Source organism: Aeromicrobium sp. CnD17-E (assembly GCF_024124745.1).
In the GTDB taxonomy this organism is placed as follows: domain Bacteria; phylum Actinomycetota; class Actinomycetes; order Propionibacteriales; family Nocardioidaceae; genus Aeromicrobium.
This window is the reverse complement of sequence record NZ_JAMXRU010000110.1, coordinates 1-9,805: the sequence shown is the minus strand read 5'-3', so window position 1 is coordinate 9,805 and position 9,805 is coordinate 1. Positions and strand designations below refer to the sequence as shown.

The 9,805-nt window shown below is 68.7% G+C and carries 10 protein-coding genes and 1 pseudogene; 10 read left to right on the top strand and 1 reads right to left on the bottom strand.

Annotated features, from left to right (window positions below; translation table 11 throughout):
- Nucleotides 1–235 precede the first annotated feature (235 nt).
- The 10 genes from NH339_RS15565 to NH339_RS15520 all read left to right on the top strand — a co-directional run bounded on the left by NH339_RS15565 (nucleotide 236) and on the right by NH339_RS15520 (nucleotide 9,558).
- Entirely contained in the window at nucleotides 236–2,281 is a 2,046-nt protein-coding gene (locus NH339_RS15565; protein WP_253026948.1) for a fructose-specific PTS transporter subunit EIIC, read from the top strand.
- Between the two features lie 27 nt (nucleotides 2,282–2,308).
- Nucleotides 2,309–2,566 carry an HPr family phosphocarrier protein gene (locus NH339_RS15560; RefSeq protein ID WP_067854462.1) on the top strand — a complete coding sequence of 86 codons (258 nt, stop codon included), beginning with the start codon at nucleotides 2,309–2,311 and terminating at the stop codon, nucleotides 2,564–2,566.
- A gap of 222 nt (nucleotides 2,567–2,788) precedes the next feature.
- Nucleotides 2,789–5,302 (top strand): ATP-dependent Clp protease ATP-binding subunit, encoded by a 2,514-nt coding sequence (locus NH339_RS15555; protein ID WP_253026947.1) that lies wholly within the window; start codon nucleotides 2,789–2,791, stop codon nucleotides 5,300–5,302.
- Between the two features lie 109 nt (nucleotides 5,303–5,411).
- Entirely contained in the window at nucleotides 5,412–5,714 is a 303-nt protein-coding gene (locus NH339_RS15550; RefSeq protein WP_067854467.1) for a hypothetical protein, read from the top strand.
- Between the two features lie 364 nt (nucleotides 5,715–6,078).
- The gene (locus NH339_RS15545; protein ID WP_253026946.1) at nucleotides 6,079–6,501 is read left to right on the top strand and encodes a hypothetical protein; all 423 of its coding nucleotides are present in this window, start codon (nucleotides 6,079–6,081) and stop codon (nucleotides 6,499–6,501) included.
- Between the two features lie 6 nt (nucleotides 6,502–6,507).
- Nucleotides 6,508–6,690 (top strand): hypothetical protein, encoded by a 183-nt coding sequence (locus NH339_RS15540; RefSeq protein ID WP_253026945.1) that lies wholly within the window; start codon nucleotides 6,508–6,510, stop codon nucleotides 6,688–6,690.
- A 194-nt stretch (nucleotides 6,691–6,884) separates the two neighbouring features.
- Nucleotides 6,885–7,157 (top strand): hypothetical protein, encoded by a 273-nt coding sequence (locus NH339_RS15535; RefSeq protein WP_253026944.1) that lies wholly within the window; start codon nucleotides 6,885–6,887, stop codon nucleotides 7,155–7,157.
- Nucleotides 7,158–7,281: 124 nt separating this feature from the next.
- Nucleotides 7,282–7,695: a hypothetical protein gene (locus NH339_RS15530; protein ID WP_253026943.1), complete on the top strand. Its 414-nt coding sequence runs from the start codon at nucleotides 7,282–7,284 to the stop codon at nucleotides 7,693–7,695.
- 419 nt (nucleotides 7,696–8,114) lie between these two features.
- On the top strand, nucleotides 8,115–8,651 hold the full coding sequence (locus NH339_RS15525; RefSeq protein ID WP_253026942.1) for a hypothetical protein: 537 nt from the start codon (nucleotides 8,115–8,117) through the stop codon (nucleotides 8,649–8,651).
- Between the two features lie 433 nt (nucleotides 8,652–9,084).
- On the top strand, nucleotides 9,085–9,558 hold the full coding sequence (locus NH339_RS15520) for a hypothetical protein (RefSeq protein WP_253026941.1): 474 nt from the start codon (nucleotides 9,085–9,087) through the stop codon (nucleotides 9,556–9,558).
- Between the two features lie 41 nt (nucleotides 9,559–9,599).
- Here the strand turns inward: NH339_RS15520 and NH339_RS15515 are convergent.
- Nucleotides 9,600–9,805 (bottom strand): annotated as a pseudogene (locus tag NH339_RS15515) (A/G-specific adenine glycosylase); the annotation flags it as partial.

Here is a 9,805-nt window from a genome sequence, read left to right as displayed (position 1 = left end):
GACGACGCCACCGCGCTCGCCGCGGCCGTCGCCCACGGCAGCGCGGCCGCCTCCCTCGACGGCTCCACGCCCCCGACTCCGGCCGACGTCGCGGCCCTCGAGCCCATGCAGGCCCGACGCCTCGACGCCGTCGCCCACCCGACCCCCTGAGCAAGCACCACCCCAGCACGACAGCACCGCACCGAGCACCACCGCAGCACCCCCACCCCCGCACCGCCCAGAGAGAAGAACGACCATGTCCCGCTTGATCACCCCCGCCCTGGTGGCGCTCGACGCCGACCTCGGGGCCGACGCGTCGTCCGTCGTCGCCGCGCTCGCAGGTCGCGTCGCCGACGCCGGCCGCGCATCCTCCGCCGACGCCCTCGCCGCTGACGTGATGGCCCGCGAGGCCACCTCCGCCACGGGCCTGCCCGGCGGCATCGCCATCCCGCACTGCCGGTCCGAGGCCGTCACGGAGGCCACGCTCGCCTTCGCGCGCCTCGAGCCCCGCGCCGACTTCGGTGCGCCCGACGGCGGCGCCGACCTCGTCTTCCTCATCGCCGCGCCCGCCGGCGGCGACTCCGACCACCTGAAGCTGCTCTCGACGCTCGCCCGCGCCCTCGTGCGCAGCGAGTTCACCGACGCCCTGCGCGCCGCCTCGTCCGACGACGAGGTCGTGGCGCTGGTCGAGGACGTCGTGTCCCCCCAGCCGGTCGCGACCCCCGCTGCGGAGGGAGCAGCGGAGGCCGCGCCCTCCGCCGCGTCCGCCGAGGGCAGCCCCGTGCGCATCGTCGCCGTGACGGCCTGCCCCACGGGCATCGCGCACACCTACATGGCCGCCGACTCGCTCGTGCAGGCCGGCGAGCGCGCGGGCGTCGACCTGCAGGTCGAGACGCAGGGCTCCTCGGGCGCCCGTCCGCTGAGCTCGGCCACCATCGCCGGTGCCGACGCGGTCATCTTCGCGACCGACGTGGGCGTCAAGGACGCGTCGCGCTTCGCGGGCAAGCCGGTCATCGTGAGCGGCGTCAAGCGCGCCATCAACGAGCCCGACACGATGGTCTCCGAGGCCGTCGCCGCAGCGGCCGACCCGAGCGCCAAGCGCGTCGACGGCGTCGCCGCGGCCCAGGCCGACGAGTCGTCGTCGCACCAGGGCATCGGCCTGAAGCTGCGCCAGTGGCTGCTGACCGGCGTCAGCTACATGATCCCGTTCGTGGCGGCCGGCGGTCTGCTGATCGCCCTCGGCTTCCTGCTCGCGGGCTACGACATCACGGGCGAGGGCAACAAGATCGCGCTCGAGAACACGATCTTCAACCTGCCCGCGGCCGGCGAGCACGCGCTCTTCGGCAGCGCGCTCGCCACCTACTTCGGCGCGCTGCTGTTCTCGCTGGGCGCCTGGGCGTTCGGCTTCCTCGTCCCCGCCCTCGCCGGCTACATCGCCTACGCGATCGCCGACCGTCCCGGCATCGCGCCCGGCTTCGTGATGGGCTTCCTGGCCAACCAGATCGGTGCAGGCTTCCTCGGCGGCATCGTCGGCGGCATCCTGGCGGGCCTCATCGCCCACCAGATCGCCAAGCAGGAGGCTCCGCGCTGGCTGGCCGGGCTCATGCCGGTCGTCATCATCCCGCTCGTCACCACGCTGGTCAGCGGCCTGCTGATGCTGATGGTCCTCGGCAAGCCGATCGCCGACTTCTCGGCCGGCCTCACCGACAAGCTCAACGGCATGACGGGCGGCTCGCTGATCCTCCTGGGCGTCATCCTCGGCGCGATGATGGGCTTCGACCTCGGTGGTCCGGTCAACAAGGCCGCCTACGTCTTCGCCACCACCGGCCTCACCGCCGACGCCATCGCGGCGGGCGGCGCCGAGGTGAAGATCATGGCCGCGGTCATGATCGCCGGCATGGTCCCGCCGCTCGCCATGGCGCTGTCGACGGCCGTCCGCTCGACCCTCTACACGGAGGCCGAGAAGGAGAACGGCAAGGCAGCCTGGCTGCTGGGCGCCGCCTTCATCTCCGAGGGTGCGATCCCGTTCGCCGCGGCCGACCCGCTGCGCGTGATCCCGTCGATGATGCTCGGCTCGGCCACGGCCGGTGCGATCTCCATGGGCGCGGGCGTCACGCTCGCCGCGCCCCACGGCGGCATCTTCGTCCTCTTCGCGGTCGACCACGTGCTGTGGTTCCTGGTCGCGCTCGTGGTCGGCACGCTCGTCAGCGCTGCGTCTGTCACGCTGCTGAAGTCGCTGCGTGTCGAGAAGGACAGCAGCGAGTTCGAGCACGTGTACACCCGCGTCCCCGTCGACGCCTGACCCAACGCACTCCTGAAGGGACCCACCATGCCCAGCAAGACCGTGACCGTCGGCTCGTCCGTCGGCCTGCACGCCCGACCGGCCGCCACCATCGCGGCCGCCGCTGCCGACCAGTCCTCGCCCGTCACCCTCGCGGTGGCCGGCGGTGACCCGGTCGACGCGGGCTCGGCGCTGCTCATCATGACCCTGGGCGCTGCCCAGGGCACCGAGATCGTCGTGGAGAGCGACGACCAGGCCGCGGTCGACGCCGTCGCCGCCCTGGTCGAGGCGGACCTCGACGCCTGACGGCACCGCCGTCCCGGACCAGGGGCCCGCGCCGCAGCTGCCACTGCGACGCGGGCCCCTCGCACGTCCGTCGAACGACTTGGCACGAGGCCAGTTACGCCCAGGGTGAACAACGGAACAGCGCACCCCGTGTTCCAGTTGTGTGACGTACGTGGACGTCGCGCAGTGCGGCGAGGCGGCCGCACCTAGACTGAAGAGAACACACCCGATCAAGGGGGCCACATGTTCGAGAGGTTCACCGACCGCGCCCGTCGCGTCGTCGTGCTCGCCCAGGAAGAGGCGCGCATGCTCAGCCACAACTACATCGGCACGGAGCACATCCTCCTCGGCCTCATCCACGAGGGTGAGGGCGTCGCCGCCAAGGCCCTGGAGAGCCTCGACATCTCGCTCGAGGCCGTCCGCGGGCAGGTCGAGGACATCATCGGCCAGGGCCAGCAGGCGCCGAGCGGGCACATCCCGTTCACGCCGCGGGCCAAGAAGGTCCTCGAGCTCAGCCTGCGCGAGGCGCTCCAGCTCGGCCACAACTACATCGGCACCGAGCACATCCTCCTCGGCCTGATCCGCGAGGGCGAGGGCGTCGCCGCCCAGGTCCTCGTGAAGCTCGGCGCCGACCTCAACCGCGTCCGCCAGCAGGTCATCCAGCTGGTCTCCGGCTTCCAGGGCAAGGAGGCCGAGACCTCCGGCGCCCCCGCCGAGGCCGCGCCCAGCACCTCGGCCGTGCTCGACCAGTTCGGTCGCAACCTCACGCAGGCCGCCCGCGAGGGCAAGCTCGACCCGGTCATCGGGCGTGAGAACCAGATCGAGCGCGTCATGCAGGTCCTCAGCCGTCGCACCAAGAACAACCCGGTGCTGATCGGCGAGCCCGGCGTCGGCAAGACGACGGTCGTCGAGGGCCTCGCCCAGGACATCGTCAAGGGCGACGTCCCCGAGACGCTCAAGGACAAGCAGATCTACACGCTCGACCTCGGCGCGCTCGTCGCCGGCTCGCGCTACCGCGGCGACTTCGAGGAGCGCCTGAAGAAGGTGCTCAAGGAGATCCGCACCCGCGGCGACATCATCCTGTTCATCGACGAGATCCACACGCTCGTCGGTGCGGGTGCCGCCGAGGGCGCGATCGACGCCGCCAGCATCCTCAAGCCGATGCTGGCCCGCGGTGAGCTGCAGACCATCGGCGCCACCACGCTCGACGAGTTCCGCAAGCACTTCGAGAAGGACGCGGCGCTCGAGCGCCGGTTCCAGCCCATCCAGGTGCCGGAGCCGTCGATCGCGCACACGATCGACATGCTCAAGGGCCTGCGCGACCGCTACGAGGCGCACCACCGCGTCACCATCACCGACGACGCGCTGGTCGCGGCGGCCACCCTGGCCGACCGCTACGTCTCCGACCGGTTCCTGCCGGACAAGGCGATCGACCTCATCGACGAGGCGGGCTCGCGGTTGCGCATCCGCCGGATGACGGCTCCGCCGGACCTCAAGGAGTTCGACGAGAAGATCGCCGACGTCCGCCGCCGCAAGGAGGGCGCCATCGACGCGCAGGACTTCGAGGCCGCTGCCTCCCTGCGCGACGAGGAGAAGAAGCTCATCCTCGCCAAGGCCGACCGCGAGAAGGCCTGGAAGGCCGGCGACATGGACGTCGTGGCCGTCGTCGACGAGGAGCTCGTCGCCGAGGTCCTGGCGCTCGCCACCGGCATCCCGATCGTCAAGCTGACCGAGGAGGAGTCCGGCCGCCTGCTCAACATGGAGGCCGAGCTCGGTAAGCGCGTCATCGGTCAGAACGAGGCCATCAAGGCGCTCAGCCGGGCCATCCGTCGCACGCGGGCGGGCCTGAAGGACCCGCGTCGTCCGGGCGGGTCGTTCATCTTCGCCGGGCCCTCGGGCGTCGGCAAGACGTGGCTCTCCAAGGCGCTCGCGAACTTCCTGTTCGGCGACGACGACGCGCTGATCCAGCTCGACATGAGCGAGTACAGCGAGAAGCACACGGTGGCGCGGCTGTTCGGTGCGCCTCCCGGCTACGTCGGCTACGAGGAGGGCGGCCAGCTCACCGAGAAGGTGCGCCGCAAGCCGTTCAGCGTGGTGCTGTTCGACGAGGTCGAGAAGGCCCACCCGGACATCTTCAACTCGCTGCTGCAGATCCTGGAGGAAGGTCGCCTGACCGACTCCCAGGGCCGCGTCGTCGACTTCAAGAACACCGTGATCATCATGACCACGAACCTGGGGTCGCGTGACATCGGCAAGGGCGTCTCGCTCGGCTTCGCCGACGCCGGCAACACGGTCGGCTCGTACGACCGGATGAAGGCGAAGGTGTCGGAGGAGCTCAAGCAGCACTTCCGTCCGGAGTTCCTGAACCGTGTCGACGAGATCGTCGTGTTCCCGCCGCTGACGCAGGACGAGATCATCCAGATGGTCGACCTGATGGTCGGCAACCTGGAGACCCGTCTGAAGGACAAGGACATGGGCATCGAGCTCACGCCTGCGGCCAAGGACCTGCTCGCCCGTCGTGGCTTCGACCCCGTGCTCGGTGCGCGCCCGCTGCGCCGCACCATCCAGCGCGAGATCGAGGACACCCTCGCCGAGAAGCTGCTCTTCGGTGAGCTGCGCGCCGGTGAGATCGTCCTGGTCGACGTCGAGGGTGAGGGCGTGGACGCGGTGTTCACCTTCCGCGGCACGCCCAAGGCCGACCTCGAGCTGACCGAGGGTCACGACCCGCTCGCGGTCGAGGCCGGCACCTCCGAGTAGCAGCCAGCACGAGCAGTCCGCACGTCCGACAAGGCCCACCACCCCGACGGGTGGTGGGCCTTCGTCGTTCGACTGGACGGCGACCTCGAACCAGGACAGTCTTCTCGGCATGAGCCCCAAGGCACGCAACCTCCTGGTCGTCGGCGCAGTCCTGATCCTTCTCGGCGTCCTCGCCTTCGCCCTCCAGCCGGGCGAGCCGAAGGCCGTCTGCACCTCCGAGAACGGCCCGACGTCGGGCTTCGTCGACGCCGAGCAGGACTGCCCGATCTCCCAGGAGAGCTGGAACGAGATCGCCGACTACCGCTCCTCCCCGAAGCCCTTCCGCATCGCCGGCCTCGTCCTCGTCGTCGCCGGCGTCGGCACGTTGGTCGCCGCCGGCCTCTCCGCCCGCCGCTCCCGCACGACGGAGTAGTCCCTACGGTTCGGAACGTCATCGCCCCTTTCGCGCCGCGAAAGGGGCGATGACGTTCCGGAACGCCTGACAGGCGATGGCGGTCATCGCGCCGGGAGAATCGTACGTAAGCTCCCGATACTTCCAAGATTTTGCCGCGCGAGGCACGTGAATGCTGAAGGATCTCGTCGTCATCAAGAAAGGGAGTGACGATGGTCGGTGAGTTGAGGGTGGCGGAACCAGTCGAACTCGGAGCCCCGAAGCAGGTCGGAGGGCAAGGATGAATCGTCGCGAACGCACGGCGGTGCTCGCCGCCGGCCAGTGGCTACCATGCGAAAAGGTCAACTCAGCCCGGTGACCGGGCGCTTCCTGCAGGAGAATCCCGATGACCGACGGCGCATCCGACCTGTTCCTGCAGCCCCTGGGGCTTTTCGCGGAAGAGCCCGGCTCGGATCGGTGGAGGGCGGAAGCCCTTCTGCAGTCGCCGGCGTTGGCGCTCGCTGTGCGTGACCGAGTGATCAGGTACCTGGACGGCTGTCCTGTGTTCTTGGCGTGGACGGAACATACTCGGGACGAGATCGGGAGTCGTTTTGTTGTGCCAGGCGGCTCGGCGATTGCCTCGGACGGCCAGTACTACTGGCGTCTCGACGCCACTGCATACATCCGTGAGTACGGGATCACGGTGCCTCCAGTAGCCCTGGAAGACTTCGCGGAACGCAACTGGCTGCCGCCTGACTTCGACGAGGCGTCATACCTCCGCATCTACGCGGAACTGGAGACGAAGCTCGTCCGTTCCTTCGACTTCTGAGGCCACGTGCTGACGCTTTTCATCGATGACATCGACGCGCACCACTTTCCGCCCTCGGCAGCCTTCTCAGAGGCGCTGCGGGTGGCGACAGGCGCAGAAGCGACGGACCGGCTCGAAGCGGCCGAGATCGACGATGCGTGGTGGCTCAGCCTGGCACGGACCGACAGCGACGGGGCGCCGACCGAGTGAGGTGCCGACATCACCAAGCTTCAACGCGACGTCGGGCGCTCACCGCCGCCTGGGCCACTCTGGCAGGGGTGAGCGGTGCGGGCGTGAACGAGCCACGGCGAACGGCGGGAGCGGCGTCGACGTGAACTGCCGATGTGTCGTCCCAGGTCCTCCAGACGGTTCAAAGCCTGTCCAGCGAGAATCGAGTGTCATCCATGAAGCGGCGCGTTCTTGTTCTCCCCCAGGACTTTCCGGACTACTCGTGGGAGGTGGAGGCGAAAGGTGTGTTCTGGGACGCCGCAGTGGAACGGGGAGGCGAGTGCTTCAGCGTGGTCTTCTACGATCCGATCCGGTTGCAGCAGGACGTGGGCGGAGAGGTGGCCGAGCGGTCGGCCTTCGCGGTGAGTCGACTGCTGGTCATCCCGTCAGTCACGGAGCAACACATGCGCGACGCCCTCGACGCGGCTCCGGAAGAGTTCTTTCACTAGGGATCCAGCGTCGTGTCGCGAGCGCCTCCACGTTGCGCCCTGGTTCGCCTCCGCAGTCGACAGGGAGCGCCGAGGGCGTCGTCCATGGTCTGATGAGCTCGAGGAAAGGTGACGCTCGATGTACATGCCGGACCTGTCGCCGTACCGCTACGCACGGTCGGACTCGCCCATGCTGGCGGTCGGGTGGCTCGCCGACGCACACACCTTCGACCGCGGCGACGTCCCTGCCCACGTCGTCGAGCGGCTGATCGACCTGGCGTTCGAGATGCCCCACCTGATGCGCGGATGCCACTACTGCCCCTTCTGCGACGAGGAGTCGCCGATCCGCATCGACGTGCCCCGGCATCCCACCCCGTTGTACCTGGGGATGAGCGAGATCCACGTGCGGAGCGTGTCAGGTGTCGTGTACTCGGCGCCTTCGCTTGTCCTGCACTACATCGAGCGTCACCGGTACCGCCCACCGGAGGAGTTCGTTCGGGCCGTCGAGGAGAGGGGCGGGCATGAGCGCCGGGGCGCCGACGTACGGAGCGTGGAGTGATGGTTCGACCCCATCTGATCCTGATCGGGTAATGGCGTCGCGAGGAAGGTAGAGGCTCGCCCGCAGATCATCGATGGCCATCGCCTCAGAGCTACGTCGATGAAACGTGGGACGAGGTGGAGCGGGATCAGGTCCACGAGTACCTCACGCCGAGGCTTCGTCGTACGCGCCTGCATGGGTTTCTCACCATGTCGCGTCTGTGGCGTCTCCAACGGCTCCCTCGAGCTGAGCGATGCGGTGTACGTCTGGCCCGAGGGCCTGGCCCACTACGTCCGCGACCACGGTGTTCGACCACCTGAACCATTCGTCACACACGTCCTCTCCACGATCGAAGAGCTTGAGATGGCCGGGCGCGACGAATCGTGGTGGCGTGGTCAGATCGGTTCAGGGGAAACGTAGAGCGCGCACGCCGCGGTCGGATGGACCTGGGCGAGATCGTCGTCGACGGCGTGCGGCCGGTCGCAAGCGCATCGCAGCGGGGCGTGCGCGCGCCCGCGATGGTCGTCCGGTCGAAGAGCAGACTCGGCCCAAGCGAACAGCGTCCACGATCGCGGTACGTAACTATCCTGGGACGAACGAGAGGAGGGCCGCCAGCGATGATCGCCCACTACCCGGGGGCGACCTTCCAGGTCTGGGAGTACACCCCCAGCCACGCATCGCTTCTGATCCGTAGTCCGCGAGGGGTGGCTCGACCGTTCAACATCGATCTTATCTTTCGCGGTGTGGACTACATGGCCCTTCCTCACCTCATGAGAGGCCTTTCCGTGGATCGGCTGGGGGACCGAGAGGACCTGCGGCTTCCGACGCTGCCTCGGCTCGATCGCGCCAGCAGCGTCTTCGTGTTGTCGTCTGACGGCCTTGACCACGTCGTCGTGGCGGTTTCCGTCGATGTGAACGAGAATGACGACGATATCTTCACGAGCGTTCTGAAGTGGGGGCGTCTCGGCGAGGACTGAAAGGATCGTATGGAGGGTCGGCGCGCCCGGGCGGCCAGCGATCGTGCGAGACTGCCGACCCCGAACCTCTGCGCCCGGCCTGGACTCTCCATGAAACGAAGTGCTCGCACAAGCGCTTGGCACGACATGCTCGTCGCGGCACTGGGCGGAGAGGACCCGGCCGCTATGACGTGTCCTCGAGACGGTCGCGCCGGACTCCAGGTTCTCTGTGAGGTCGTCCTTCCCGACCGTGGTCTCGGGTACTGCGTCATCCGCTGTACCCACTGCTCGCACGGTGCGTGGCTGAGCCGGGTGGCGCCAGCGCCCTCGCTCATCTCGCGGACGCCCGCGAGCGAGTGGCCGCCGACGACGTTCGCTGAGTAGCCGTGCGGCCACACGGAGGCGGCCACGCGGAAGAGGCCGCGTCATACGCGGCGCAGTGGAGGGGTGCTCAATGAGCCGCTACGAGCTTCGCCTTCTCCAGTGGAGCTGGGGGCTCATGGTCGATCTCGAGATGTCAGTACATGTCGCGGACGCCAAGCCGGCCCATGCCATCCCCGTGGCTCCGCACGTCTGGCTCGTGGTGAACGTTGCAAGCGGGTGGGAAGGTGACCTACCACAGTTGCTGGAAGGACTTCGCCGCGTAGTGCCAAGATTTCGGGCTGCAGTTGCGGCCGACGGAGGAGAGCTGGTTTTTGTCCTTCATCACCTCTGGTATCCGTTGACAGATGTCCAGGAGGGCGCGATCGAGCTTGCGGTGGCGGGCTGGGCGGTCGAAGAGCTCGAGCCTGCTGAGGACCCGGCCACGGTTGAGTATGACCGCGCAGCACATCGATACGTGATCAACTTCGACGAAGGCATGTGGGAGGCCGAGTCGTCGCGTTGTCGTCAACGCAAACGTGAACGCGCGGGTTCAGGGATGACGTGAGACGCCGCAGAGTTGTCGTCTGCCTCTCCCTGGGTCGCCCGTTACAAGGTGAAGGTCCCGTCGGGGTGGACCTGGGCGAGGCCCTCGTCCAGGAGCGCGTCGAGGCAGCGCTCGCGCTGCGCGCCGTCGTCCCAGACTGCGTCGAGCGCCGCCTTCGGCACCGGGTCGGTCGCGTCGCGCAGCACCGCGAGGAGGCGGCCGCGGCACTGGCGGTCGGTGCCGGCCCACGCCTGGCCGCGTCGCGGGG